Origin of the sequence: Alkanindiges hydrocarboniclasticus (genome assembly GCF_001982605.1) — a bacterium.
Lineage (GTDB): Bacteria > Pseudomonadota > Gammaproteobacteria > Pseudomonadales > Moraxellaceae > Alkanindiges > Alkanindiges hydrocarboniclasticus.
This window is the reverse complement of the sequence record NZ_MLCN01000003.1, coordinates 37,960-63,751: the sequence shown is the minus strand read 5'-3', so window position 1 is coordinate 63,751 and position 25,792 is coordinate 37,960. Positions and strand designations below refer to the sequence as shown.

The following is a 25,792-nucleotide window of genomic DNA, read 5'->3' as shown; positions in this document are numbered from 1 at the left end:
CAACAATTGAATACCGGCCAAAAATAAAAAGCACTGATAGTCACGGTATAATAAAATGATTATAGCCAATTTAGCCCCGAGAAAAATCATGTCACGTGTTGCCCGTTACCATGCTGACCGTACCAACCAGAAACTGTATTTTGCCCGGCTGGCCTGCCAGCAGGCGGAGCAAACGGATAAAGTACAGCAGGCACAGGGTGCGCGGGAATCTGCCGTGTTTCATTTGCAGGGTGCCGTACTGGCTTTTTTGCAGGAACTGGCCCGCTATTATCGCCTTGATGATCCACGACCAACCCTAAAGAGTATCAAGGAAAAAATGGCGGCACGTGAGCAAGTGTCACCCGAAGTCAGCATTCTGGAGCAATTGTCGCAGCAAGGTTTTCTGGCTGAACTCAACCGTGCCTATGCCTTTTGCCAGTATGCCCCGGAACCTCCGGCACCCGCGCCGGAAGAAGAAAGTTCCTCCATGCTGATTATCAAGGTAACCCAAAGCCCGCAGGCGTGGCTGCCGGATGTGCAGATCTTGCGCGAGTGGCATCGTGAGTTATTGCAACTCATTGAAGGTTTTCGTGATGAAATGGTAGAGTTTTAGCCATTTTTTTATAAAAAGGCCGGTATTGCCCTTGAAAAAAGCTGTCATTGATCGCATTTTAATTGAAGTAAAGATATCAAATTTGTTTTCAGGGTTGTCATTATTTAGTAGCAATCTGATTGCCTGAAGCCTATTTGATGGCGTTTCGCACCAGCGCGATAGCTGATCGCGACTGTAGGATTGGTGGAGAAGACAATGGCTTCAATTGAAAAAATCAAAGAATTACTGAAATCAACCGAAACCGTGTTGGAACTGGTGCAACAGGCCAACGGTGAGCTGGTATTGCGTCCTTCTGGTAGCGACAGTGAGCCACTGGTGAGCATCAAGTTTTCTGATCAGGTACAGGCTGTATTGGGTGACAATGCACAGGCACTGGGGCAGCATATGATTCAGTCTGCCATCTACATGATGATGGAACAACAGTCTGCGCGCTGGCATGCTGAAGTGTTTGATGTCGAGCCTGCACACTATAGCTAATGGGCTTAAGCGTTCATGCACCTGCTTTTGTCATTGTGCAGTTGTTAAAAGCCGACTGTTTCAGTGTCCTGCTAAAAATTGACACGCTTTTTTAGTAATCAGCTTTTAAGTAATCAGCAAGTTTTTAAGAAAAAAGAGCGCTACTTGCCAAGGGTAGCGCTCTTTTTTTATCTTGTTTTAGAACAATTGTTTAACGCCACGGTTCAACATCATGCTGGTTTGTAAGCACAGTGGTACTGGCCAGCGCGAAGTATTAATGCGCCGCTTTTGACGCAGGTTCACGTTCATCAAACCCCATTTGCACCAGAATATGATGGGTCATATTGCTGGCCATTTCAGTTTTGGCATAGTACACACGGCCAATGTTTTCCTGCTCCAGCACTCGGGCTTCTTCAATGTTTTCGGCACACAGCATAATTTCAATATCCGGATTAAGCTGGCGTGCAATTTCTGCCATGCGCCGCACATACAAAATATCCATGGGGGATACCACCAGCATCCGCGCATGCATGATATGCGCCTGAATCAGTACCGCAGGCTCAGTGGCATTACCCGACACCGCTGCAATGCCTTTGTTACGCAGGTTTTCTACAATCTCCCGGTTTTCTTCGGCAATTACCACGCGGATATTTTGTTCCTGCAAGGACTTGGCAATGCGGCGGCCCACTTCGCCATACCCCACCATCACCACCTGATTTTTCAGGTAGGACTGGTCAACTTCATCCGGCAGCATGGCCAGCGGATCGCCACTGCGTTCTAGCAAGCGAGCCAGATGCGAGCGAGCGCGTATCCAGCGCTGTACTGGTTCAATGGCAGTAAACATAAAGGCATTTAGGGTAATAGAAATCAGCGCGCCGGCCAGAATCAGGTTTTGTGCTTCAGGGGTAATCAGTTTGAGGGACAGCCCCAGTGTGGCCAGAATAAAGGAAAACTCGCCAATTTGCGCCAGACTGGCCCCAACGGTAAGGGCTGTGTTTAGCGGGTAACGGAAAAACAGCACCAGCGCCATGGCCGCCAGCGTTTTACCCAGCATAATAATGGCAACTACTGCCAGAATCTGTAAGGGCTGTTCCACGATAATGCTGGGGTTGAACAGCATGCCAACCGAGACAAAAAACAACACAGAAAAGATTTCACGCAAGGGCAGGGTTTCTTCTTCAGCGCGATGGCTAAAGTCTGACTCCTTCACCACCATACCGGCAAAGAAAGCACCCAGCGCCATCGACACGCCAAACAGCACATACGAGCCATAAGCAATGCTGACGGCTGAGGCCACCACGGTTAAGGTAAACAGCTCCCGCGAACCAATCCGCGCCACCAGTAGCATAATTTTGGGGATGAGCCGCTTGCCGACAATCAGCATAAAGGCAATAAAAGCTGAAACCTTGAGCAGGGTTAACAGCAGGGTAAGCCAGATATTCTGGTCGGCAGCAGTATGGCCTTCCTGCACCGGGGCTTCGCCACCCAGCAGGGTTGCAGTTGCAGGCAGCAATACCAGCACCAGTACCATCACCAGGTCTTCAACCAGCAGCCAGCCTACCGCAATTTTGCCATTGACCGAATCCAGCAGGCCACGGTCGCCCAGCGCCCGCAGCAATACTACCGTGCTGGCACATGACAGGCTCAGGCCAAATACCAGTGCCGCACCAAAGCTCCAGCCCCACCACATGGTCAGGCCAATGCCCATCAGGGTTGCCACTGCAATTTGCAGCATGGCACCGGGCAGGGCAATCCGGCGTACCGCCAGTAAATCTGACAGTGAAAAGTGCATGCCAACGCCAAACATCAGGAACATGACGCCCAGTTCAGCAAGCTGGTTGGCCAGCGCAATATCACCCACCACACCGGGCGTATTAGGGCTAATAATAATACCGGCAATTAAATAGCCAATTAAGGGTGGCAGGCGCAGGCGTGCCGCCAGATAGCCAAATACCAGTGCCGTACCAAAGCCGACGGCCAGTAAAATAATTAGATCAACTTCATGCGGCACCAGTTTCTCCCAAAAAAGACAGCCAGCAAAATGGCTTAAGGACATTCAAAAAGGGTAATAAATTTAAGTTACAGCGTTATTAGTCAGTGATACTTTTAGATAGTAATGAATGAATGCAGGAATTGTAGCAAAGTCGCGGAAATTACCCGAAAAAAATGTAAAAAAAAACGGCTCAATATTGAACCGTTCTTTTTGATGCTAAAACCAGATTACTTGATTTTGGCTTCTTTGAAAATAACGTGCTGACGAATCTTCGGATCAAATTTTTTGATCTCCATTTTCTCAGGCATAGTACGTTTGTTTTTGGTGGTAGTGTAAAAATAACCAGTACCAGCAGTAGACACGAGACGAATCTTATCGCGCATGACCAGGGCTCCTTAGATCTTTTGACCTTGAGCACGCAGGTCAGCAATAACCTTTTCAATGCCCAATTTGTCGATAATACGCATACCTTTAGTGGTCAGGCGTAGGCGTACAAAACGCTTTTCGCTTTCTAACCAGAAACGGTGGTGATGCAGGTTCGGCTCGAACCGGCGTTTGGTTTTGTTGTTGGCGTGCGAGACGTTGTTGCCAACGACTGGACGCTTGCCGGTAACTTGGCAAACCTTAGACATGGTAAACTCCATTGATCAGGCCACAATGTTAACGGCCTTTCATATCAAAAAAGTGGTTGATTAAATTCAAGGGGCGTTTTATACCAAAAAAACGCCCCAAACACAAGTCAAATGGCTAGAAAAAGCACTTTTAATTGTATTGACCCGACTACGCGTTCATTTAGCGCAGCATGGTCTTGAACAGGATTTTATGAATTGGCTTGCCAAACGGCGGCAAAATCATTTTCAGGGCATAAAAACGTGGCTTAACCATTACAGAGCGTGCATGGCTCATGTTGTAAAAGCCTTCCTCGCCATGGTACTTGCCCATGCCTGATGCACCAACGCCACCAAACGGCAGGTCATCCTGTGCCACGTGGGTGAGCACCTGATTAATACCAAAATGGCCAGAATGGGTGCGGCGCGCCATGTACTCGGCACGGTCAGCATCATAATCAAAATAATACAGCGCTAATGGACGCTGGCGCGCATTGATGTAACTAATGGTTTCGTCAATGTCGTCATATTCGATAATCGGCAGTACCGGGCCAAAGATTTCCTGCTGGCACAATGCCATATCAGGCGTTACATTGGCCACCAGCGTTGGGGCAATCTTGCGCACGCTGCTTAACTCTTCGTTGGCCGGGTTGAATTCAAAAAACTCGGCACCCTGCTCACGGGCATCGTCCAGATAGCCCTGAATACGATTATACTGCTTGTCATTGATGATGCTGGTGTAATCCGGGTTGTTACGCAGGGTTGGGTACATGCTGGTGGCAAAATGGCGCATATGGGCCACAAACTCACGGGTGCGGCCGCGTGGCAGGAATACATAATCCGGTGCCACACAGGTTTGGCCGGCATTCCAGAACTTGCCCGCAGAAATACGCTCGGCAGCATCTTTAAGCGACATGGATGGATGCACAATGGCCGGTGACTTGCCGCCCAGCTCCAGAATGACTGGTACCAGATTTTCAGCAGCGGCTGCCATGACGGTTTTGCCCACCGGGATGGAACCGGTAAATACGATTTCATCAAACGGCAGGCGGCAGAATGCATCGGAAATCGGGCCGCCGCCATTGATGACAGTGACCAGATCATTGGGGAATACTTCAGCCAGCGCGCGCTCCAGTACCTTGCCAAAGCTTTTGGACGAGCTGGAGATTTTGAGCATGGCATGATTACCGGCAGCCAGTGCGCAAATCAGTGGGCCAACCGACAGCAGCAGCGGATAATTCCAGGGTGCCATGATACCAATCACCCCCAGTGGCTGGTATTGTACCCAGGCTTTGGCTGGCTGGTGAATGGCAGACACATGACGCTTGGATGGTTTCATCCAGCTGGTCAGGTGCTTGCTGTAATAGGTACACTGCTCAAGGCAGGTCATGATTTCGCCAATTTTGGTTTCATGAATAGAGCGATTGCCGAAATCCTCGGAAATGGCACTGGCAATTTCATCCTGATACTTCACCAGCGTACGGCGCAGGCGGGCAATACGCTCAATGCGCTCATGTGCAGACGGCACCGGATTTTGTGAGTAAGCAGTTTTTTGGGCTGCCAGTGCATCATGCATGCGTTGAATTTCGAGTGGCAATGTGCTTTGTACGCTGACAGGAGATGACAAGCTATTCATAATAGGACATGAGGCCAGATTTTATTTAAGATACGTTGATTTTTAGAGTAATTGCTCTAAAGTGTCAATAGGTTTTTGATGAACCGTCAGGTTTAAAGGTTATTCAATTGCAATCAGGATGAGCTATTTTGAAGCCATTAAAGACACGAGACCGGATTTTACAGATCAGTTTGGCGCTGTTTAACCAACGTGGTGAACGTGTGGTTACGACCAATCATATTGCTGCTGAAATGGGGATTAGCCCTGGCAATCTGTATTATCATTTCAGGAATAAAACCGAGATTATTAAGGAGTTAATGGACACGTACCAGACTGAGACGATTGATCTGCTGAGTCTGCCAACAGACCGTCCGCTCACCGTCGCTGACAAGATCCAGTATTTTCAGTCCTTAAGCCAGCAGTTGTGGAAGTACCGCTTTTTGCATCGCGATATTCATCACCTGATGGATTCCAATGAGGACTTCAAGCAAATGTATCCAAACTTTGCCGGGCAGGTGATGCAAAAGGGCAAGCAGATTTATCAGGGCTTTGTGGATGCCGGACTGATGAAAATTGAGCCGTCCGAAATTGAGGCACTGATTATCAATATCTGGATTGTGCTGACCAACTGGACCAACTTTTTATACATGTCAGGGCATATTTCGCATGCTGGCGTGATGGATGAGCGCTGGATCTGGCAGGGTTTACGCCAGATGGTGTTTCTGGAAGGCCCATACCTGATTGGCGATAGCCGTCAGGCCTACGACACCTTGCTGACCAATATTGGCAAGTCCGAGCTGTTTGAAAGCCTGTCAGCCCATGGGATTGGCAACACAACGGCTAATAGCACCGACAATAAATTGCTGTCGTGATGGATTAGTGACCAGTAGCTAAATGAAAATAAATCCGGCCCAGCAATGCCGCAATAACCGCAGCGCAGGGCTGAATAAAAATATTTAAGCCCTGCCTAAAAGCAGCTAGAATGCCTGCTCTTTTTGTTTGCTTGAATTGACTTAAAATACAGATGGGATTTTTAACATGACCACGGCCAATACCGCGCGCCTTCTGATTACTTGTGCTGACCGCTCTGGTATCGTTCAGGCAGTATCCGGGTTTTTGTATCATCAGGGCGCCAATATTACCGCACTGGATCAGTACGCCACGGAAGCACAGGGCGGCACTTACTTTATGCGGGTTGAGTTTGAAGTCAACCAGCTGGCAGCCCGCCGTGAAAGTTTAAGTCAGTCCTTTGCCGATACTGTGGCCGGACGGTATGAGATGACTTGGCAGCTCAGCGCAGTCAGTGACATCAAAAAAGTGGGCATTCTGGTGTCCAAGTATGACCATGCCATGCTGGAGCTGCTGTGGCGGCATGCGCGTGGCCTGTTGCCGTGCGAAATTACCCATGTGGTGAGCAACCATGAAGACCTGCGCGATGCGGTAGAAGGCTTTGGCATTCCCTTTACCGTGATCAAGGTGACCAAGGATACCAAGGCTGAAGCCGAAGCCCAGATTCATGAAATCATGGCAGGTAATGATCTGCTGGTGCTGGCACGCTACATGCAGATTTTAAGCAGTGACTTTGTGGAAAAATGGCCGATGAAGGTGATTAATATTCACCATTCCTTCCTGCCGGCGTTTGTGGGGGCAGATCCATACCGTCAGGCCTATGATAAAGGCGTTAAGCTGATTGGCGCCACAGCGCACTATGTGACGGCAGAGCTGGATCAGGGACCAATTATTGAACAGGATGTCGAGCGCGTGAGCCATCGCTATAGCGTGGCAGACTTGCGTGAACTGGGCGAGGATGTCGAGCGCAATGTGCTGGCCCGTGCCGTGCGCTGGCATCTGGAAGACCGTGTGATTGTGCATGGTAATAAAACAATAGTATTTGATTAAACACTTTTTATAGACTAAATAGAGGTCACTTAAAGTATTTTAAGATGGCCTCATTTTTACTTTGATAAATAATTTTTATTGCTTAATAGTTGATGGGAAATAGCTATTTTAATAAAAAAAACAGAAAATGGAGGTGCGAAATGGCTATTCATGCACAATTAGATATTGAATTTACATCAGCAATAATGCAATTGGATTTGATAAAACAGCTTATTGCTATTGGATGGACGTTCAATGATTATAATAATCAGCAAACATATTTACCTGTTCATGATGCTGATAATTATAACTGGCAAAGTGACACGCTAGATCAGGACACTTTATTTCAGATTTTCCAGAAAAAGTACGGGCTAAAAGAAAACATTGGAATTGTAATGACGTGGAAAGATACACAAGTAGGTGGAGAGTTTATATTTTCCATTAATGATGGAGTGCAAATATCACCTAGTATAAATAGACAACTCATCGCAGATTCCAGTATTACAAATATAAGTTGGTATCTTGAAAGAACAATTTACTTGCTTCACAAAAAAGGAATAAGTTTTATATCATTTAGCTATCTTGAGCATCTTTAAAAATTTGCTCTGCGTTTGAATATTTAACCTTTGGACATCGCATCACATCAACAAATAGCTTGATGTATGGTTTTCTTATCCAGCGCTTGCAATATGCATGCTATCAGGCCTAATTTATAGGCAGTGGATTGCATATCAACTGAATAATCAAGGAATGAGAAATGTCAGAGATCAAGCGGCTACATGTGGGCAAATGCTATTGCGATGTGACCATCTATCGGGATGTGGTGTATCTGGCTGGACAAGTGCCCCGGCATAGCGCAGATGAACAGGGTAGTGATATTGGGGTACAGGCACAGGAAGTCTTTGCACAGATTGATGCGCTATTAACAGAAGCTGGTTCCGACAAGCACCGGATTCTGTCCTGTCAGATTTTTCTGGCCAGTATGGCCGATTATGATGGGTTTAATCAGGCGTGGCGCGCGTGGGTATCACCACGCAATCCACCGCCGCGCGCAACGGTGCAGGCCCAGCTTGCCAATCCGGACTGGAAGCTGGAGATTGTGATTACTGCAGCCATTTACTAAGCCTGCTGTTTATTCTAGGGATAAGCTGATGGCTTGGTCTTAGCCTGATGCAGCTCGTCTATCAGGGTATGCATCAGTTCAGTGGCATTCAGCCTACGAATGCGTGCTACGTTGCTACCTGCCCAGTAGGCGGAAAAGTCATGGTTGCCCTGCTGGCTGGCCAGTGCATTTAACTGCTTGGCCAAGTCATACAGATAGGAGTAACTGCTTAAGGCCGGACGCTCCGGCTGGTCTACCTGCGTGTGCCATGCGCTCATCAAGCCACGTGCGGGCCGCCCGGAAATACTGGCAGTAATATGGGTGGCCTGAAAAGCAGGGTCTTGCAGGCGCTGGCGATATACCGGATCGGCGGCAGATTCATCACAAATGACAAAGGCCGTGCCCAGCTGGGCGGCACAGGCACCAAGTTCCAGTACATACTGAATGTCATGACCATCCATAATACCGCCTGCTGCAATGATGGGCAGGCTGGTATGAGCTGTAAACAGGCGTACCAGATCATGCGTACCAATTGCCGGATCAATATCCCGGTTAAAAATTCCCCGATGCCCGCCAGCTTCTATACCTTGCGCCACGATGGCATTTATTCCAGCCGCTTCAATGATTTTGGCTTCAGCCAGACTGGTGGCACTGGCCAGCAAAATAATACCTGCCTGCTGAAGCTGCCTAATGACATCCGGCATGGGAATGCCAAAGTGAAAGCTCACCACGGCTGGTTTTTCTTGCAGCAGCATGTCCACAATAGGCTGGTTGTCAATCAGGCTAAAATTCACCGGTTTTAGGGTTTTTGGTGGAAGGGCACCGAATGCCTGAAAATACGGACACATATACTCAAGCCAGACTTGCTCGGTGGCCAAATCCTGCTGTGGGGGCTGATGGCAAAAAAAGTTGCAGTTAAATGGCTTGCTGGTCAGTTGGCGGGTTTGCTGAATGGCTTGCCGGGCTAATTCTGCCGTGGCATTGGCCAGTCCCAGTGAACCCAGTCCGCCAGCATTGCTCACTGCGGCTGCAAGTTCAGGTGTACTGGTGCCTGCCATGGGTGCCAAAAGAATAGGATGCCGGATACCCAGTTGCTGTAAAAATTGCCGGGTTTTTATTGGGTAAGAATGGGCTGAGTCAAATTGATTGTTCATGGCAAATGTTCTCTGAATGTATGGTGCCAAGGAAATATTATTGAGTATTTTTAGCACGTCGTTTAAGGCAGCATAAGCTTGATTTCATGATATTCGTTATTCTTTGGTTGAATACAAACTGCCTATGGAGATTATGGCTTATCGTTTTGAGAAATTCAGATTTAAGAGGCATCGAGCCATAGGTAATGGCTTGCCTGTTTTTTATATGACTCTAGCTTTACTTCAATAGTAGCTTTAATTGGATAATAGCTTGGGCCGGGCACGCTCAAGGGCAGCCAGTAAGGCAGGCTTAAATTCCCCCGCCTTAAATTGCACCAGATCCGAATGTGCTGCACAAAAATTCTGGGTGTCCTGCCATTGATTGGCCAGATGCGTCACCCAGTCGCAATAAATAGCTGCGGCACTGGCTTCTGGTTTTAAGGCCCAGCGTGTGGCAGGGCTGATAAAAATTTCAGGCAGAAATTTTTCCAGCAATCCCCCTTGTGGCGGTGCGGCAAAAGTATCATCGACATGTAGGCTTTTGCTGGCCGGATGATAAGCCAGTAATGAACCAGCATGTACCCCGGGTTTGGCTGAAATGTACTCAATACCCTGAGTTATTGAAAACTCAAGCTCTGGATAACGTGCAGCCACTGCATCACTTTCAATCCGATCCGGTGACCACGGCAACTGGGGCAATTGTTGCTGATGGCGTGCCGAGCCATACAGGGTTGCCTGCGGAAAATCGCGCGCCATGGCTTCACAGTGCAGGGTATGAAACGGATGCAGGTTTAAAATCGCTTCAACCGCCTGTCCCTGACGGGTTAATGCCATGACCTGTTCACGTACTTCACCGCTGAGTTCGTAACTATCCAGAAAAATAAAGCGGTCTGTATCCAGTTGTAGCAGTGAGCAATGGGTTCCCACGTCAATCAGGCCGCCAATCCGGAACGCCCCGCGAATATTCCAGAAACCTTGTCCCAGATCGATCATTGCATGCGCCATATCATTACCTGCCTGTTTACCTGTCCGCGAAGAATTGAACCGTTGTTGACTTTATCTTTAGTTGTAAAGTGCCAAAATTTCAAAAACTGGTGCTTGAGCCTAATCCATTAATTTACCTGTTAAATCAGGAAGGCTGAATGGGATTATGAGTGACAAGTCGTTAGGTTCTGTAATCAGGAGCAGGTGATAACCGTATTGCTGCGGGCAGTGGCATACTTTCTTATACAAAAACAGCGCATAACTTTTTGATGGGTCTTTAAAATCAATGCAGTACCCCGATGTTATTGACAGCTAAACATTAGATATTGAGGCGTATCCATGGATAAAAATTATTACGAACTACTGGGCCTGCAACGTAGCGCCAGTACAGATGAGATTAAAAAAAGTTACCGCAAGCTGGTGCGCAAGTATCACCCGGATGTCAGCAAAGAAGCGGATGCTGCCGACAAGATGCAGCAGATTAATCTGGCCTATGAAACCCTGACTGATGCTGCCAAGCGTAGCGACTATGACCAGATGCTCGATCATCCGCAGGGCTTTGCGGGCGGCAGTGCAGGTGGCGCAGGCAACCAGTACCAGTATTATCGCGGGCAGGAAGGTACAGGCCAGCAGTTTACTGAAGAGGATTTACGCCGCCATTTTGGTCAGGGTTTTGGCAGTACAGGGGCAGGGGGTTTTGGTGGTTTTGAAGACCTGTTTGGTCAGTTTGGGGCTGGTTTTGGTGGGACGCGTGCACAGGGCGGCTATCAGCAAGGCAATTATCAACAGGATTACCGTGGCGAAGACCAGCATGCCAGTATTGAAGTGGATGTGCGGGTTGCCTATGAAGGTGCAACCCAGCAGCTTACCCTGCAAATGCCAGTGATTAATGCCAGTGGCCAGCAGGAAATCCAGCGCAAAACCCTACAGGTTAAAATCCCTAAAGGGATGAAACCGGGTCAGCAAATCCGGCTCTCTGGACAGGGACAGGCCGGGTTTAATGGTGGGCAAAATGGTGACCTGTACATCGAGATCCAGTATCGCAACACTGAGCAGTTGCGCGTGGAAGGCGGTGACGTATACCTGACAGTGCCTGTAGCACCCTGGGAGGCCGCACTGGGTGAAACCATTCAGGTAAGTACGCCGGCAGGTGTAGTGGATGTAAAACTTCCTGAAGGCTTACAAAGCGGACGCCAGTTGCGCCTAAAAGGCAAAGGGATTCCAGCCAAACAACCGGGCAACCTGTACCTGATTTTGCAAGTGGTGCTGCCACCTGCCAATAGTGATGCAGCCAAAGCGCTTTATCGGCAAATGGCCGAAAGCATGGCATTTAATCCACGTGCCTGATGAGTCGAACAACCTCATCGCTTAAAGAAAAATTTGGGAGAACAATATGCGACAGCTAATTATCCGTGATATTGCACTGGATCAGGAGCAACTGGATTGCACCGTGGTGGACAGCAGTGCATGTTTAAGCCTGAACGATTTTGCCCGTGCCTGTGGCCAGCCACATGACTGGGTGATTGCACTGGTTGAGCATAGCATTCTGGAAAAAAACGACACTATGCCGGAACACTGGCAATTTGTGGGTGAGGAACTGGTTCGTGCGCGACGGGCATGGCGTTTGCAGCGTGATTTTGATGCCAGTCTGGCCGCCGTGGCACTAATGCTGGACTTGCTGGATGAAGTTAAACACTTGCGGGCACAGGTGGCGTTGCATGGCCGCTAAAACTGCCCAGCTACACTATTAAAGTCGCGCTAGGCCACAGCTTAGAAAAACCTGATTCAGTGCATGGGTATAAAATGGATAGTGCGCAAGCTTTTGCAAGCGCTGTCATCGTAATTTGGCAGTACAAACGGCATAATCAGCGCAATCAACTACTGGATGCATGCCGTTTTGTTAGCCCCGTCCCAGCAAGGCCCAAGTCCTGATTCTGTACAACGCTTGCCTGTCTATAGCATTGGCCTGCTGCTTAGCCTGTATCTGGCACAGGGTTTGCCGATTGGTTTTTTGACTCAGGCATTGCCTGCCATCTTGCGTAAAAACAATGTATCACTGGCGGCGATTGGCGGTTTTGGCTTACTCATGGCACCGTGGGCACTCAAGTTTTTGTGGGCGCCCGTGGTAGACCGCTATTTTTCGCCACAGTGGGGGCAAAGCCGTAGCTGGATTATTCCAACCCAGTGTTTAACCCTGCTTTTGCTGGTGGTGATTAGTTTTTTAGAACCCACCCAACTGGCCAGTCCGGTTATTTTGCTCAGTTTTTTTATTGTCCTTTTTTTAATTAACCTGATGGGTGCCACTCAGGACATTGCCACCGATGGCCTTGCTGTGCGCTTGCTACACAAACAGCAGCAGCGTTGGGGCAATGCGGTACAGGTGCTGGGTTCGCGGCTGGGTTTTATCTTTGGCGGTGGTGCGGTATTGCTGTTGCTGGACGTATGGTCGTGGCAACTGGTGTTTCTGCTGCTCACCGGGTTTGTATTGCTCAACAGTTTGCCAATTTTATTGTTTAAAGAAACTAAAGTATTTAAGCCGCAAAGTCAGCCACAGCAGGTGCAGGCTGATGTGGTGCACGCCGCTCATGAGCCTGCCTTTGAGTTAAAAAAATGGCGAAAGTTTTTTATCATTGAATTTGCCTATTTCTGGCGTAACCCGCACATGCGGGCATGGTTGCTGGTGTTACTGACCTTTAAGCTGGGCGATAGTTTAAGTGGTGCCATGGTCAAGCCAATGATGGTAGACATGGGCTTTAGTCTGGCCGATATTGGCCTGATGGCCAGCATGCTGGGTTCGGTAGCTTCGGTGATTGGTGCGCTGCTGGCCGCATGGTGGATGAAGCATATGGCACGCAGTACAGCACTGTGGTGGTTTCATTTATTTCAAATTTTTAGTTTTATGCTATATGCCGCGTTGGCCTGGCAATTTGAGCATGGCCACTCAATGGTGGCGTGGCAGGTGTATGCGGTGAATGCCATTGAACATCTGGCTGGGGCCATGGCATTGGTCGCCATGCTCACGCTGATTATGGATTATTCGCGCAAGCAACAGGCGGGCAGTGACTTTACCTTTCAGGTGTCAGTGCTGGCGGTAACTGGTGGCGGCGTGCATATTGTGAGTGGGGTGCTGGCAGAATACTGGGGCTATAGCATTCACTTTGCTTTTTGTGCGTTGTTGGCTGGGGCCTGTTTGTGGCCTATTTTGCGGTGGCGGCGTGTAATGAATGAGTGAAAGGATAAATGATGAGTAAAAATATCAATACAGAAATCGTTTTCACTAAAGCAGAAGTTAGACGATCGGGAGTATTTATTTTCGTGGTTTTTGCTTCTGCTGCATTTGGCGGGCTACTTGTCGATTTTATAACAAACGATTTTTGGCAAGAAAACTTTGAGTATGGTCTTGTTTTTCTGACTATAGTGCTTTGTATTTTATATTTGCATATGATCGGTATAAGTCGTTGGGCAGGAAAATTATGTCAAACCCCAAGCGGTTTTTTAAAGTTATTATTTTTTATACTATTTCTACTGATTGCGAGTTGCTTGGTAAGTTTTCCAATAGTGCTAAAAACCCTGCCATCGTTGTATACAAAATTATTAGGGCAACCTACAGAGTTAGTTTTAGCCGCAAAAAAGCATATATTCAAAACTAACAAAGGTTATCAAGCATTTTTATATTTTGAAAATAATGAAGAACTTAGAATACAGAGTAACCATAATAAATATCCAGATACTGAATTTAAGGCAAAACTAATTGGTAAACAAAGCAAATTAGGATTTTTGGTGCAATCTATTGAGGTAGTAGAACAACCATGATTTTTGAACAACAACGTAGCGCGCACTCGACTCAAAATAAAAAAAAGGCTAAAAAAATTAAAAATTTAAAGCAAAAGAAAAAAAGTATAGGTCTAAATTTATTGTTTTTAATGATTCAAATTATCATTATTTCGCCCTTTATCCTGATATGGTTATATACAATATTTACAGCCGCCGCGCCGTTTTTAACCCATGAATATTGGTATGAATTCTCTAAATTTCCCAGCCTGATTCTTGCCTTGATATTAGGCTATACCATAGTCAGGCTGGCGATTCCGGATTTCTCTGAATTTCTCACTGAGTATACGCCTGCTGTATTGCTCGTTCATGTTGTGTTCTTTTTTGCACTCGGTGGTCTTTTAAGTATATTGATTATGCTGACAGTCCCAAAATCAATCACACAGATATTTGGAAAACCAGTACAGTTGACTGCTCACGCAAAAAAACTCTTTGATCAATACCCCGGTAGGGGTAGCACTTGCTATTATAAAATTTTAATTGATGGCCAGCAATTGAGTGGTGCAATGTGCATCAGCGAAGACTTATATAAACAGCTACCAGAAGGTTCATTTGATCTCAAGGTAAAAGGTAGCCAAAGCCAGTTTGGTATGCTAATTGCCAGTACACAAAGAATTCACATTGAATAATAAAAACAGCGCCGAAACGCTGCTTTTATTACATTTAAAACTTATTTTCCATCCCGCGCGGCCACGGCAGTATCTACAAAATCGGTAAATACACCATCGACACCCAAGTCATAAAACTTTTTATATTCGGCTTTGGGGTCGCCCTTGTAATCACTGGCTAGACGGCGCGGCTCATTGCGAAACGTGTAAGGTACTACTTGCAAGCCAGCCGCATGTGCATGTTTAATAAAATCCGTTGGTGCGCTTAAAGTGCGGTCACGCTCATCAACCAACCCATCACCGTTGACATCATCAGCCTTGCCATCATTGTTTTTATCTACCGCTTTACCGCCCACAATATAATTTTTCCATGGGCCAATAATATCGGCATATTTGGCAGCAGCCACCAGTCCCTCGGCGGTATTGAGTGGTTTTTCAGTAGTAATACCCTGTGCTACTAAATCATACGGGATCACATATTTGGTTGTCCCATCCAGATTGGCCGCCCCATCAATTAGCTGTACCAGCCGCACATCAGTTTTACCGTTTAAATATTTCAGGTTGCTCACTTCAAACGACTGGATAATGACCGGCGACTCTTTTTTGTTGTAGCCATTTTTAGCCAGAATACGCAGCACTTCATCTTCGATTTTATGCTGGCCAAAAATACTGGCATGAAACGTAGAGTGCTTGATTTCAGGAATAATGCCGACAGTTTTGCCCAAACGTTTATTTTCAGCCTGTACCGTGGCAATCATTTCCTCAAAAGTTGGGATTTCAAACTGGCCGTCAAATTCGGTGCTGCGATCCTGCGGGATGGGCTGAATGGCGCGCAGGGTTTTGAGTTCGGACAAGGTAAAGTCAGACACAAACCAGTCGTCTTTCACCATTACACCATCCACCATTTTGCTGGTTTTGCGGCTGGCAAATTCGGGATGTGCCGCCACATTGGTGGTGCCGCCAATATTGGGTTCATGGCGGCAGACCAGTATGCCATCCTTGGTCATTACCAGATCCGGCTCAACAAAATCGGCACCCAGCTCCATGCCTTTTTTATAGCCTTGCAGCGTGTGGTCGGGTAAATAGCCCGCCGCACCGCGATGGCCGTATACCAGCGCTTTTTTGGGTGTAGGGTTAATTACCGCAGGAGCGTCACTGCTATTGTCGTTGTCATCATTACAGCCAGCCAGTGTAGTTGCCAAAATGGAACCAATGACTGCACCAATCATTTTTTGCTTGTTAAACATCATGTTGCTTCCAGACTATTTAGATGGTTTTGCGCTAGTCTGCATTAGCGTGATGACAATCCCATGAATCCGGCACCAAGTTCAGTAGCCGCAAGCGCATTGAGGGCAGGGCCTGACAGATGACTTGCCTGTATAAAATCATTTATTTCAATCCGACAAGCGCCTAGAATAGCCAGCTTCTATTTGCCTGTGCCCAGATCAACACCTCCTGTTGTGTAAGCACTGCACTCATTACTCAATCCTGACGCTGGCCTGTTGTCCGGCCATTTCCAGTAAATTTATCCATGAACTCCTCCACACCCGCAAGCTCTCCGCCAAACCAGTCGACCAATCATCTCAAGCGCAGTATGCAAACCCGTCATCTGGTGATGCTATCGCTGGGCGGTGCCATCGGGACGGGCCTGTTTTTAAATTCCGGCGGCGTCATTGCCCAGACCGGCCCGGTGGGTGCCATGCTGGCGTATTTTATTGGTGGGGTAATTGCCTATCTGGTGATGCTGTGCCTGGGTGAGCTGGCAGTGCATGTGCCGGACAGTGGCGCATTTAGTACCTATGCGACGCGGTTTATCAATCCCGCCACGGGTTATATGATTGCATGGCTGTACTGGCTAACGTGGACAGCCACGCTGGGCACTGAATTTACGGCGGCTGGCATCCTGATGCAGCACTGGTTTCCGCAGGTGTCGGTGTGGATATGGTGCGCGCTGTTTGCGGCGATTATTTTTCTGTCCAATGTGTTTTCTACCCGGGTTTTTGCTGAAACCGAATTTTTTCTGGCCTTTATCAAGGTTGCCACGGTTTTAATTTTTATTATTCTGGGTGGCTGTGCCATTTTTGGTGTAATGCCCGGTTTTCAGCCTGCGCCATTGCTGCATAACCTGACCGCACAGGGCTGGTTTCCCAATGGTTTAATGCCTATTTTGGTGACCATGCTGGCAGTTAATTTTGCTTTTTCCGGTATGGAGCTAATTGGGGTGGCTGCTGGAGAAACAGATAATCCCGGCAAAACCATTCCCAAGGCCATTAATGCTGCGTTATTGCGCTTATTGATCTTTTTTGTGGGCACCATTTTTATTATTGCCGCGCTGATTCCCTTTGAGCAGCTTGGCCTGACGAAAAGCCCGTTTGTACTGGTGTTTGAGCGCATGGGCATTCCGTATGCCGCTGATATCATGAACTTTGTGATTATTACCGCGCTGTTGTCAACGGCCAATTCCGGCTTGTATGCCGCCTCACGCATGATGTGGTCATTGTCCCAGCAAAATATGCTGCCCAAGGCCTTTGGCAAGCTGACCCGGCGCGGCATTCCACTCAATGCACTGATGTTTAGCATGATTGGCGGCTTGGCATCGCTGCTGACTAGCGTGTTTGCAGCAACCACTATTTATACGCACCTGCTGTCGATTGCAGCGTTTACCATGGTCATTGTATGGATGAGTGTAGCCTTGAGTCATTACCGCTTTCGCAAGCAGTTTCTGGCACAAGGTGGCCAGCTCCATGACTTAACCTACCGTGCGCCGTTTTTCCCGGTAGTGCCCATTGCGGCCTTTGTGCTGTGTTTTATTACCTGTCTGGGCATGGCGTTTGATCCCAGTTTGCTGGGCGGGCTTATTGGCTGCCTGCTGTTTATTGCCGGGTGTTATGCCAGTTATTACAAATGGTATGCGCCAGCTCAGCAGTGATAAAATCTGGGTCATCACTGGGTTTGAATCAATAAAATCAGGCTGGAATATGCAGGATCAGTTCCAGTACCAGCTTGCTGCCAATAAAGCCCACCAATAGCAAACCAAAACCCCACAAGGTAAAGCTGATTGCACGCTGACCGCGCCAGCCCAGTCGCCAGTGACCAATCAATAGCGCGCCAAACACCAGCCACGACAAAATACTAAATACCGTTTTGTGCGCCAGATGCTGGGCAAAAAAGCTGTCAATGGTAAAAATCCCAAAACTTAACGCCAGTGTAAGCAGGCCAAAACCCAGTGCAATCATGTCAAACAGCAGTTTTTCCATGGTTTGCAGTGGCGGTAGCAGCGCCACCCAGATGCGTTTATCGGTTTTTTGTTTCAGCTCGCGGTTTTGTGCCCACAGCAAAATGGCCTGAATGCTGGCCATCCACAACACACAATACGCCGCCAGTGACAGGAAAATATGCACATCCAGCCACAACCCGCCCTGACTTAACGACACAAAGGGCCCATGCCAGATCACGCTAATGAGCAGGCCCACACAGGCCACTGGCGTTGCCAGCAGGTTTAATCCTAAAATGGGCCGATAGGTACTAAACAGAAAACTAAACGCCAGCATCAGCCAGCAGGTGAGCGAAATCAGGTTAAAAATATTGTAATTGATACCTGCTGGGGTAATCAGCGCCGGAAACAGCACCGAGGCATGCAGGATCAGCCCAAGGCTCAGCAATACCAGCGTCACCAGCTTGTGAGGTGGTATTTTTTGTAATAAATGAATCAGCAAATACCAGAATGTACTGGCATACGCAGCCGTCGCAAGCAGTGCTATAATCACCGGCAGGCTAGTCATGCCATTCAACCCTGATTCTGATGGTTTGGATTTTCATTATTAACGATTCGACCCTGTTTAACCGTCTGTTGCTGTGTAATATCCTATAGCATCTGGAGCGGTAATTTTCTATTCTAGGCAATATTTTTTGCAAAGTTACAAGCGGAATTCGCAATGTTTGATACTTTAACCGATCGTTTGACGCAAAGCCTGCGCAATGTCACAGGCACCGGGCAGCTTAACGAAGATAACATCAAGGATACCTTGCGGGAAGTACGCATGGCACTGCTGGAAGCAGATGTGGCATTGCCGGTAACCCGTGAGTTTATTGAAAAAGTAAAAGCCGAAGCACTGGGGCAGGAAGTCTTAAAGCAGCTATCGCCCGGTCAGGCTTTCGTCAAGATTGTCTACGACCAGCTCACTGAAATGATGGGCGAGGCCAACCAGAGCCTGAACCTGTCGGCCAAGCCACCTGTAGTGATTTTGCTGGCGGGTTTGCAGGGTGCAGGTAAAACCACCACCGCTGGCAAGCTGGCCAAGTTTTTAAAAGACCGCCAAAAGAAAAAAGTCGTCACCGTATCAGCCGACGTGTACCGTCCCGCAGCGATTGAACAGTTGCGCAGTGTATCGCATGACGTGGGTGTGGATTTTATTCCCTCTTCAGCAGATGAAAACCCGATTGTGATTGTGCAGCGCGCCATTGAGCAGGCCAAGATCAAGTTTGCTGATGTGCTGATTGTCGATACTGCCGGGCGTTTGCACATTGATGAATCCATGATGGATGAAATCAAGGCGCTGCATGCGGCGATTAACCCCACCGAAACCCTGTTTGTAGTCGATTCCATGACCGGGCAGGATGCCGCCAATACCGCCAAGGCATTTAATGATGCGCTGCCGCTAACTGGCGTGATCCTGACCAAAACTGACGGTGATGCGCGTGGTGGTGCAGCGCTGTCGGTGCGTGCCATTACCGGCAAGCCGATCAAGTTTCTGGGCATGGGCGAGAAGCTGGATGCACTGGAACCATTCCACCCTGAACGGATTGCCCAGCGCATTCTGGGCATGGGTGACGTGCTCTCCTTGGTGGAAGAAGTTGAACGCAAGATTGACCGCGAAAAAGCGGAAAAGATGGCGCAAAAACTACAAAAAGGCGGCCGCTTTAACCTGGAAGACATGCTGATCCAGTTTGAACAAATGAAAAACATGGGCGGTATGGCAGGTTTTCTGGATAAGTTGCCGGGCATGAGCGGCAGTGGCATTCAGCAGGCGCTGGAACAGGCCAAGCCGGAAAAAGAAGTGGGCAAGATGGAAGCCATCATTCGCTCCATGACCATTAAGGAGCGCCGTAATCCGGATATTATCAACCCGAGCCGCAAGCGCCGTATTGCTGCCGGTTGTGGCATGGAAATTCAGGACATCAACCGCTTGCTCAAGCAGCACAGCCAGATGGCCAAGATGATGCGGAAGTTTTCCAGCCCCGGCGGCATTGCCAAGATGATGCGCGGCATGAAAGAAATGCAGGGTGGCGGTGGCGGTGGTTTAGGCCCGCTGTTTGGTGGCGGTGGCGAGGGTGCAGACGGCGGTCAGGGTAGAATGCCCGGCAGTATGCCATTACCACCGGGTTTTGGTAAAAAGCGTTAAATAGTAGAAGTGAAAGTAAAAAAACGGCCTTTCGGGGTCGTTTTTTATTGGGTATTAGTTTTGATATTTCCGACGTTCTTCGCAATCTTTAAATATTTTTTCAAGTAAATTTTTATCTTGAATTTTACCAACTAGCCAGTTTGGATCATCGTCCCAGATTGCACCGTGGAAAAGTATTCTTTCAAGTAAGGGAGAAACAACATTTGCATGCTGTGAAAAATGATCAAAACTCGTATATCTATTAATTTTGGTTTTATTAAACATCGTAGTAATATCTTTTTCATTTATCTCACTATCAATAAAACTACTATTTTTCAGGTCTGCACCATCAAAAGTGACATTTTTAAATTTTGCATGTGAAAAATCTGCATATTCTAAATTTGAAGATGAAAAGTCGGTATTAATTAACTCAGCACTAATAAACTCTGAACTATACATATCACATAAAGAAAATTTCACTTCTTTAATTTTAGAAAAATTGAAAATTATCTTCTGCATATCTGAACTAAAGAAATTTGTATAAGTTAAAGAAGCGCCTGATAAATCACTTTTAATAAATCTACTCGAAGTAAAGGTACAATGTGAAAAGTTTGTATAGCATAAGGTCATTCCACAAAAATTTATTTTCTTTGCGGAAAACTGTTCTACGCTTAAACCAGTAAATTTTAAATTTTCTAAAGTAATTTCAAATAGTCTTAAATGATTACCTCCAGCACCAGTCAAGGCTTTATTTAAAGCAGTAATAATTGGATTTTTATGCAGTTGCTCTAGCACGTGCTTAAATTCTTCATCAGAATATCGAGCTTGCTGTTGGGTAATAATAGACTCCCAAATCGAATGAATCAGTAGAAAGGCAGGCTGCATAAACTGCTCACCATATTTGCCAAACATAAAGGCTTCTAGCTGGGCAATCGCACTGGCTTGTAACGCTTCGGCACCTTGACGACGGCTAATACTATTGGAGTTATCTGGCGCAATAAAATCTTCCTGACTGGTTGTGGTTTCTTCTGTGTTTTCCTGTCCATCTTTACCAGTTTTACTCATATTTTTAGTGCTGATAGCATGCTTGGGTTCTGGTAAATGAAAACCGCTTGCCCATTCACTGAGCTTTTGAAAATCTTTTAGATTAGTATCTTTACGGGCATTGGCAATTTGTACACGGTTATTTTTATCTCGAAATACCCATACCGTAAAAATAATCGGTGAGGTAATAATAGTTGTAATTAACGCTACTAAAACTGGGCTACGAGAGTTTTCTAGTAAATTTTTTATTCTGGCGACATTAAATTCCAGCCAGTAAAGTAGAGCAAAGAGAATAAGCAGTGAAAAGATGGCGGCAAAAAACATTTTTGTAATTCGAGATATAGTTTGCTTTCTACTATCAAGATTAGTATCAATATTCCGCTCTTTCCAACCCTTAAAATCTACTTGTTGGTACTCAATACTGGCTTTAACAAACTCATTAACCCGCGCTTTTAAATCAGTGATTTTTGAAAATTCTTCGTCATTCCAGCTAGGGCCTTTGTAATCTTTATCTCTGTTTTTCTTCTGATAGTATCCATAGCGCAAGTCACGATTAATTTCCTGAAATGCTTCTAAATATTCACGTGTGGTATCAGCCAAGGTATTAATGATTAGTGCAATGAGAAAAAGTATTTCAAAGATTAGGGCAATACTAATTAACCCTAAAGAAATAACTGGATTAAGTGATTTTTCGAAAAAGCTATAGATACCAAAGCACAAAGCAAATAAGGTTCCAAAAGCGCAAGTTAACCAAAAACGGTTAACAGGTTCATTCCAAAACTGTTTTAACTTATCTTTCATCTAATTTTTATCTCTATCCATGACCCATTATCTTTATTCAAACAAGTACGTATAAGCTAAGGCTTAATGCAAATCATCCGGCATATAGTGATAACTCGCCCTTAAAAACTTATTCTTAAAAACTCACCATCGGCAAACACATTATGGCCAAAGCCACATTCGCCTTGCGTGGTTTTTAAGGTTACACGTTCCGGTTTAAAAGCCATTTCCACCGTGCAGCCTTCACCAGCCGCCAGCCCTTCAGTTTTGCTTTCTTGCCACACGGCGCGGCCATTGTTAATGGGACTCAGCGTGGTAAATTCGCCCATATTCGGGCCGTAATACATGCTCATCATGCCCATATACAAGCCAGAAAAAGAAATCTCGTACTGCTTGCCTTTTTGCTTCACCCCAACCACATTCCATGCGCCATTGCCCGCATATTGCCAGTATTCACCCACCGGACTTTTTCTTTGGCTAGAGGTGTCCAGTTTGGCCAGCTCGGCTTTAATCAGGTTCAGGTTGTATTGTGATTTTTTATCATCCGGGTTAATCATCAGCCATACGCGGGCCTTGAGATAATCCTTTTGCTTGATATAAGTCATTGCCACATTATTGTCCGCCGTAGCAACTGCACTGTCGGAAATAGAAAAACCAGTTTGCTCACCCTGAAACCAAACCCGGCAGGCATGACTCCATGCAGCCTGATCTTCAAAAGAGGTACGTGCCTTGGCATAATGGCCGGCGTTATAGGCTTTTTGCCCAGCCCGCGCATAGCTGGTTATTTTCTGGCAGTCGGCAATTTGTTGCTGCTCTTGCGTTGCATCTGCTGCTTGTGCTGTGGTTGTTAAAGAAGTTATACCCAACACAACACTGAGTAAGCCAAGTAGTTGAACCGGCTGTGTTTTAATTATGGTTTTGGTTGCCGCTCGGGTCATCATTTTTATGCTCATCTAGAGTAGTTTTAAAATTGTCTGGATCAGTTTGTGTGATTTTAAAAGATGCGGCCAATAGGTTTAAACAGTGATCAATCTGCTGTTATTCAGGTGTCGCAAAAAAACGCATTAAGCCTTTTAATAGCAAATCCGGTTCTAAAATCAGCTCGGTTTTTTGTTGTAAAAAGCTGGCAAATACGCTTGCATCACCACCAGTCAGTACAATCTTGCGCGTGGGGTTATGTGCCATAATTTTTTCAATCGCGCCCAGCAAGCCCAGCAGAATGCCATGATGTACCGCGTCACTGGTATTGCGGCCCGGATACAGGTCACTAAAGGCTTGCTCGGGAATTTTGATGCCCTTGGTGCCTTGGGTGAGCGAATCGCGCTGCAAATACAGGCTGGGCAGAATATAGCCGCCTAAGTGCTGGTTATCGTCCAGCAAATCAATGGTGAGTGCTGTGCCGCAGCCGACAATACAGTATTGGTTCTGTTTACTGGGCTGTTGCCCGGATTGCGGTTGTCCAGCGAGCGCCAGCACCTGTAGCCAGCGGTCAATCCCCAGTTGTTTTGGGTTGTCATAGCCCGTGATCAGGCCCTGATGCTGCGCCTGCACACTGGCAAACCGTACCGGAATGTTCAGGCGTGACAAAATCTGTTGCACGCGCTGGTTTGAGCTGTCATCCAGCACCGAGGAAATACCAATTTCATGCGGGCTAAACTGGGCAAAGCGATCCACCAGCCCCAGCAGCAGGTCTGCCGGGGATTGCAGGTGCAGCTCGGCACCATTGGCCTGCATTTCCCCTTGTGAGGTCAGCCAGTATTTAAGCCGCGTGTTACCAATATCAAGCCAGAGCTGACGCATTAAATCCATTTCCTTTTTCATCAAGGGATAACAGTGAGTCGGGCAGAGTTTAATCATTTCAGCGGCTTATACGGCCCGAACTTGCCCACTATAAATGACTTTTGTACCATTTAAGGTATTTAGCAGCAGCGCACCATCCGGCTGAATGCCGATAATTGTGCCTTGTACATCGGTTTGCGCTGGGCTATGTACCACCACCTGCTGTTGCAGTAGCGCATCAAAGGCAGCAAAGCGGGTCGGCAGCTCCAGACTACCGTGGTCAAACTGCTGGCAGGCGTGAATCAGCGCCAGTGTGGTTTGCACCGCCAGTTCGGTCACATCCAGCGCCTGGCCGGTAATGGCTTGCAGGTCGGTTACCTGCTGGTCACTTACCTGTGCCTGCATGGATTGCAGGTTCAGCCCCACGCCAATGACCACCTGATTGTCATGCAGCGGTTCAATTAAGATGCCGCCCCATTTGGCCCCATTAAAGTACAGGTCATTCGGCCATTTGATTTGCAGGCCCGCATGGTGTGCCAGAATAGGCATATTGACCAGTGCCAGTGCCACTTCCAGCGCCAGACGGCCACTCACCGGGTGCTGGAGCGTCCAGCGCAGTGACAAATACAGGTTGCCCTTGGGTGATTGCCAAGTACGTCCGGCCTGTCCACGTCCGGCCTGCTGCTGGTTGCTGATGACTAAAGCACTAGTGAGGGCATGGCTATTTATAGCCTTGGCCACATCATTGGTAGAGCTGGTGGACGGCAGCCATACAATAGGGTCTAGTCCGGTTACCCCATGCAGCTTAAGGCCATAGCGCAGGGTGTTGCCGCGCGGGTCCTGTTGATCAGACGGCACAAGTGGGTCAGCAGGTATACTCATGATGATTACTCATTAGGCTTATCAAACGCACTGGCTACAAAGCGCAGGTGTCATTTTAACGCTGGATTAAAATGACGGATTAAAACGCCTTGTTAACGCATGACTTATAGGTTGGATCACACTGGCGTTACTGTCAAGTCATGGCTTTGGTTCAAAAATACAGCGTTTTTAGGTTGTTAAGCCTGCCTATTTGGCTAAAATAATGTAAAAATGTCCGACAATGTGACAGAGTACACGTGTAAACTCTGTTATATAAACATGTAGCTGTAAGGGCTGCAACCTGAGCATTTTTTAATTGATAACAACATAACAGGTATCACAATGGCATTTCAGGCGTCGATCAGTTTATCTGAGCAAATTGCAAAGCACATTAGTGAACAGATTATTACCGGTGAGCTGGTTGAAGGGGAGCGCATTCAGGAGTTACGCATTGCCAAAGAGCTGGATGTCAGCCGTGGCTCGGTGCGTGAGGCGCTGCTGATTTTGCAGCGTACTTACCTGATTGAAATTTATCCGCGGCGCGGGGCAGTGGTGTCGGAAATGTCGGCGCAGCAGGTTCAAAACCTGTTTGATACCAGCATGATGATACTGGGTTCACTGGTGCAACGAACCAGTGAACGCTGGCGCCAGCATGACAGCGAACAAATGAATGAGCTCATGCAGCAGCTGGATGAACAGGTACGGCTGGGTGATATTGAAAAATTTTATGATCATGTGTTTTTGTTCCTGCAAACCTGCAACGGGATTGTAGCCAATCCGTACCTGACCGATATTTTTGCCAACCTGTTGCCGTCATTGCGCCGCAGTTATTTTTTAACCTTGAATACCTCTCGGCGGGAGCTACAGGAAGCCTTTGTGCTGTTCCGTCCAGTCATTGATGCCATCCTGATTCGCAAGGGCGAGCAGGCTGCGCTGTTTATGGAAGATTTTTGCCGTCACCTGCGCAATCTGGTGCTGGATTCACTGGCCCGCATGAAACAAATTGAGCTGGCATGGGCACAGCGTTCACGGCGCTAAGCGGATAGTCAGCATCAGCTATATCTCGGCAGGCTAGGTGGGCTACACAGCCCATAATCCGGCAAGCAGCAAGTACAAAGACGCGGTAAATACAGTGATGCGATTTTAA

General features: G+C 47.3%; 25 protein-coding genes and 1 pseudogene. 14 read left to right on the top strand and 12 right to left on the bottom strand.

Annotation, left to right across the window (positions count from 1 at the left end; all coding sequences use genetic code 11):
- The first annotated feature begins 88 nt into the window (after positions 1-88).
- Together BKE30_RS00905 and BKE30_RS00900 are read left to right on the top strand one after the other, a co-directional pair.
- The gene (locus BKE30_RS00905) at positions 89-592 is read left to right on the top strand and encodes a DUF6586 family protein (RefSeq protein WP_076876785.1); all 504 of its coding nucleotides are present in this window, start codon (positions 89-91) and stop codon (positions 590-592) included.
- A gap of 195 nt (positions 593-787) precedes the next feature.
- Entirely contained in the window at positions 788-1,069 is a 282-nt protein-coding gene (locus BKE30_RS00900) for a hypothetical protein (RefSeq protein WP_034280446.1), read from the top strand.
- Between the two features lie 253 nt (positions 1,070-1,322).
- Here the strand turns inward: BKE30_RS00900 and BKE30_RS00895 are convergent, their stop codons facing one another.
- The 4 genes from BKE30_RS00895 to BKE30_RS00880 form a co-directional block, all read right to left on the bottom strand.
- Positions 1,323-3,059: a cation:proton antiporter gene (locus tag BKE30_RS00895; protein WP_076876899.1), complete on the bottom strand. Its 1,737-nt coding sequence runs from the start codon at positions 3,057-3,059 to the stop codon at positions 1,323-1,325.
- Positions 3,060-3,268: 209 nt separating this feature from the next.
- Positions 3,269-3,424 carry a 50S ribosomal protein L33 gene (gene rpmG / locus BKE30_RS00890; protein WP_003654787.1) on the bottom strand — a complete coding sequence of 52 codons (156 nt, stop codon included), beginning with the start codon at positions 3,422-3,424 and terminating at the stop codon, positions 3,269-3,271.
- A 12-nt stretch (positions 3,425-3,436) separates the two neighbouring features.
- Positions 3,437-3,673 carry a 50S ribosomal protein L28 gene (gene rpmB, locus BKE30_RS00885; protein WP_031952295.1) on the bottom strand — a complete coding sequence of 79 codons (237 nt, stop codon included), beginning with the start codon at positions 3,671-3,673 and terminating at the stop codon, positions 3,437-3,439.
- 160 nt (positions 3,674-3,833) lie between these two features.
- On the bottom strand, positions 3,834-5,285 hold the full coding sequence (locus tag BKE30_RS00880) for a coniferyl aldehyde dehydrogenase (RefSeq protein ID WP_076876784.1): 1,452 nt from the start codon (positions 5,283-5,285) through the stop codon (positions 3,834-3,836).
- Positions 5,286-5,410: 125 nt separating this feature from the next.
- Between BKE30_RS00880 and BKE30_RS00875 the strand changes: the two genes are divergently transcribed.
- The 4 genes from BKE30_RS00875 (at position 5,411) to BKE30_RS00860 (ending at position 8,265) form a co-directional block, all read left to right on the top strand.
- Positions 5,411-6,136 carry a TetR/AcrR family transcriptional regulator gene (locus tag BKE30_RS00875; protein WP_076876783.1) on the top strand — a complete coding sequence of 242 codons (726 nt, stop codon included), beginning with the start codon at positions 5,411-5,413 and terminating at the stop codon, positions 6,134-6,136.
- 166 nt (positions 6,137-6,302) lie between these two features.
- Positions 6,303-7,163, top strand: a complete 861-nt coding sequence (gene purU / locus BKE30_RS00870; protein ID WP_076876782.1) for a formyltetrahydrofolate deformylase — start codon at positions 6,303-6,305, stop codon at positions 7,161-7,163.
- A gap of 140 nt (positions 7,164-7,303) precedes the next feature.
- Positions 7,304-7,738, top strand: a complete 435-nt coding sequence (locus BKE30_RS00865; RefSeq protein ID WP_076876781.1) for a hypothetical protein — start codon at positions 7,304-7,306, stop codon at positions 7,736-7,738.
- 161 nt (positions 7,739-7,899) lie between these two features.
- On the top strand, positions 7,900-8,265 hold the full coding sequence (locus BKE30_RS00860; RefSeq protein WP_076876780.1) for a RidA family protein: 366 nt from the start codon (positions 7,900-7,902) through the stop codon (positions 8,263-8,265).
- 14 nt (positions 8,266-8,279) lie between these two features.
- Here the strand turns inward: BKE30_RS00860 and BKE30_RS00855 are convergent, their stop codons facing one another.
- Together BKE30_RS00855 and BKE30_RS00850 are read right to left on the bottom strand one after the other, a co-directional pair.
- Positions 8,280-9,398: an NAD(P)H-dependent flavin oxidoreductase gene (locus BKE30_RS00855; RefSeq protein ID WP_076876779.1), complete on the bottom strand. Its 1,119-nt coding sequence runs from the start codon at positions 9,396-9,398 to the stop codon at positions 8,280-8,282.
- A gap of 234 nt (positions 9,399-9,632) precedes the next feature.
- The gene (locus BKE30_RS00850) at positions 9,633-10,382 is read right to left on the bottom strand and encodes a hypothetical protein (RefSeq protein ID WP_076876778.1); all 750 of its coding nucleotides are present in this window, start codon (positions 10,380-10,382) and stop codon (positions 9,633-9,635) included.
- Positions 10,383-10,700: 318 nt separating this feature from the next.
- Here BKE30_RS00850 and BKE30_RS00845 point away from each other — a divergent pair, with 318 nt between their 5' ends.
- The 5 genes from BKE30_RS00845 (at position 10,701) to BKE30_RS00825 (ending at position 14,821) form a co-directional block, all read left to right on the top strand.
- The gene (locus BKE30_RS00845; protein WP_076876777.1) at positions 10,701-11,708 is read left to right on the top strand and encodes a DnaJ C-terminal domain-containing protein; all 1,008 of its coding nucleotides are present in this window, start codon (positions 10,701-10,703) and stop codon (positions 11,706-11,708) included.
- A 46-nt stretch (positions 11,709-11,754) separates the two neighbouring features.
- The gene (locus BKE30_RS00840) at positions 11,755-12,090 is read left to right on the top strand and encodes a chaperone modulator CbpM (RefSeq protein WP_076876776.1); all 336 of its coding nucleotides are present in this window, start codon (positions 11,755-11,757) and stop codon (positions 12,088-12,090) included.
- Positions 12,091-12,258: 168 nt separating this feature from the next.
- Positions 12,259-13,593, top strand: a complete 1,335-nt coding sequence (locus BKE30_RS00835) for an MFS transporter (protein ID WP_319822923.1) — start codon at positions 12,259-12,261, stop codon at positions 13,591-13,593.
- Positions 13,594-13,604: 11 nt separating this feature from the next.
- Complete coding sequence (locus tag BKE30_RS00830; RefSeq protein ID WP_076876775.1) at positions 13,605-14,174, top strand: hypothetical protein; 570 nt, start codon at positions 13,605-13,607, stop codon at positions 14,172-14,174.
- Entirely contained in the window at positions 14,171-14,821 is a 651-nt protein-coding gene (locus BKE30_RS00825) for a hypothetical protein (RefSeq protein ID WP_076876774.1), read from the top strand. Before BKE30_RS00830 ends, BKE30_RS00825 begins: the two co-directional genes overlap by 4 nt.
- A 41-nt stretch (positions 14,822-14,862) precedes the next feature.
- Here the strand turns inward: BKE30_RS00825 and BKE30_RS00820 are convergent, their stop codons facing one another.
- Complete coding sequence (locus BKE30_RS00820; RefSeq protein ID WP_076876773.1) at positions 14,863-16,050, bottom strand: glycerophosphodiester phosphodiesterase; 1,188 nt, start codon at positions 16,048-16,050, stop codon at positions 14,863-14,865.
- Between the two features lie 281 nt (positions 16,051-16,331).
- Between BKE30_RS00820 and BKE30_RS00815 the strand changes: the two genes are divergently transcribed.
- Positions 16,332-17,729: an amino acid permease gene (locus BKE30_RS00815; protein ID WP_076876772.1), complete on the top strand. Its 1,398-nt coding sequence runs from the start codon at positions 16,332-16,334 to the stop codon at positions 17,727-17,729.
- 37 nt (positions 17,730-17,766) lie between these two features.
- Here BKE30_RS00815 and BKE30_RS00810 read toward each other — a convergent pair whose 3' ends face one another.
- Positions 17,767-18,582, bottom strand: coding sequence for a cytochrome C assembly family protein (locus BKE30_RS00810; protein ID WP_076876771.1), 816 nt, complete (start codon positions 18,580-18,582; stop codon positions 17,767-17,769).
- A gap of 153 nt (positions 18,583-18,735) precedes the next feature.
- On the opposite strand from BKE30_RS00810, the pseudogene ffh reads away from it, so the two are divergent.
- A pseudogene (ffh, locus tag BKE30_RS00805) lies at positions 18,736-20,136 on the top strand (signal recognition particle protein); the annotation flags it as partial.
- 120 nt (positions 20,137-20,256) lie between these two features.
- Here ffh and BKE30_RS00800 read toward each other — a convergent pair.
- The 4 genes from BKE30_RS00800 to BKE30_RS00785 all read right to left on the bottom strand — a co-directional run bounded on the left by BKE30_RS00800 (position 20,257) and on the right by BKE30_RS00785 (position 24,666).
- A complete protein-coding gene (locus tag BKE30_RS00800) occupies positions 20,257-22,026 on the bottom strand; it encodes a pentapeptide repeat-containing protein (protein ID WP_076876770.1) in 1,770 nt (589 codons plus the stop codon).
- Positions 22,027-22,127: 101 nt separating this feature from the next.
- Complete coding sequence (locus tag BKE30_RS00795; RefSeq protein WP_143253611.1) at positions 22,128-22,946, bottom strand: tetratricopeptide repeat protein; 819 nt, start codon at positions 22,944-22,946, stop codon at positions 22,128-22,130.
- A gap of 97 nt (positions 22,947-23,043) precedes the next feature.
- Entirely contained in the window at positions 23,044-23,805 is a 762-nt protein-coding gene (locus tag BKE30_RS00790) for a type III pantothenate kinase (RefSeq protein WP_076876896.1), read from the bottom strand.
- Positions 23,806-23,871: 66 nt separating this feature from the next.
- Positions 23,872-24,666 (bottom strand): biotin--[acetyl-CoA-carboxylase] ligase, encoded by a 795-nt coding sequence (locus BKE30_RS00785; protein ID WP_083698375.1) that lies wholly within the window; start codon positions 24,664-24,666, stop codon positions 23,872-23,874.
- Between the two features lie 321 nt (positions 24,667-24,987).
- On the opposite strand from BKE30_RS00785, the gene BKE30_RS00780 reads away from it, so the two are divergent.
- A complete protein-coding gene (locus BKE30_RS00780; RefSeq protein ID WP_076876769.1) occupies positions 24,988-25,683 on the top strand; it encodes a GntR family transcriptional regulator in 696 nt (231 codons plus the stop codon).
- The last annotated feature ends 109 nt before the right edge of the window (positions 25,684-25,792 follow it).

Coding starts and splice junctions, on each gene's coding strand:
- BKE30_RS00845 (WP_076876777.1), top strand. CDS start 10,701: ATGGATAAAAATTATTACGAACTACTGGGCCTGCAACGTAGCGCCAGT.
- BKE30_RS00785 (WP_083698375.1), bottom strand. CDS start 24,666: ATGAGTATACCTGCTGACCCACTTGTGCCGTCTGATCAACAGGACCCG.
- BKE30_RS00855 (WP_076876779.1), bottom strand. CDS start 9,398: ATGAACAATCAATTTGACTCAGCCCATTCTTACCCAATAAAAACCCGG.
- BKE30_RS00825 (WP_076876774.1), top strand. CDS start 14,171: ATGATTTTTGAACAACAACGTAGCGCGCACTCGACTCAAAATAAAAAA.
- rpmG (WP_003654787.1), bottom strand. CDS start 3,424: ATGCGCGATAAGATTCGTCTCGTGTCTACTGCTGGTACTGGTTATTTT.
- BKE30_RS00830 (WP_076876775.1), top strand. CDS start 13,605: ATGAGTAAAAATATCAATACAGAAATCGTTTTCACTAAAGCAGAAGTT.
- purU (WP_076876782.1), top strand. CDS start 6,303: ATGACCACGGCCAATACCGCGCGCCTTCTGATTACTTGTGCTGACCGC.
- BKE30_RS00850 (WP_076876778.1), bottom strand. CDS start 10,382: ATGGCGCATGCAATGATCGATCTGGGACAAGGTTTCTGGAATATTCGC.
- BKE30_RS00790 (WP_076876896.1), bottom strand. CDS start 23,805: ATGCGTCAGCTCTGGCTTGATATTGGTAACACGCGGCTTAAATACTGG.
- BKE30_RS00900 (WP_034280446.1), top strand. CDS start 788: ATGGCTTCAATTGAAAAAATCAAAGAATTACTGAAATCAACCGAAACC.
- BKE30_RS00865 (WP_076876781.1), top strand. CDS start 7,304: ATGGCTATTCATGCACAATTAGATATTGAATTTACATCAGCAATAATG.
- BKE30_RS00780 (WP_076876769.1), top strand. CDS start 24,988: ATGGCATTTCAGGCGTCGATCAGTTTATCTGAGCAAATTGCAAAGCAC.
- BKE30_RS00820 (WP_076876773.1), bottom strand. CDS start 16,050: ATGATGTTTAACAAGCAAAAAATGATTGGTGCAGTCATTGGTTCCATT.
- BKE30_RS00860 (WP_076876780.1), top strand. CDS start 7,900: ATGTCAGAGATCAAGCGGCTACATGTGGGCAAATGCTATTGCGATGTG.
- BKE30_RS00795 (WP_143253611.1), bottom strand. CDS start 22,946: ATGATGACCCGAGCGGCAACCAAAACCATAATTAAAACACAGCCGGTT.
- BKE30_RS00840 (WP_076876776.1), top strand. CDS start 11,755: ATGCGACAGCTAATTATCCGTGATATTGCACTGGATCAGGAGCAACTG.
- BKE30_RS00815 (WP_076876772.1), top strand. CDS start 16,332: ATGAACTCCTCCACACCCGCAAGCTCTCCGCCAAACCAGTCGACCAAT.
- BKE30_RS00810 (WP_076876771.1), bottom strand. CDS start 18,582: ATGACTAGCCTGCCGGTGATTATAGCACTGCTTGCGACGGCTGCGTAT.
- BKE30_RS00905 (WP_076876785.1), top strand. CDS start 89: ATGTCACGTGTTGCCCGTTACCATGCTGACCGTACCAACCAGAAACTG.
- BKE30_RS00880 (WP_076876784.1), bottom strand. CDS start 5,285: ATGAATAGCTTGTCATCTCCTGTCAGCGTACAAAGCACATTGCCACTC.
- rpmB (WP_031952295.1), bottom strand. CDS start 3,673: ATGTCTAAGGTTTGCCAAGTTACCGGCAAGCGTCCAGTCGTTGGCAAC.
- BKE30_RS00800 (WP_076876770.1), bottom strand. CDS start 22,026: ATGAAAGATAAGTTAAAACAGTTTTGGAATGAACCTGTTAACCGTTTT.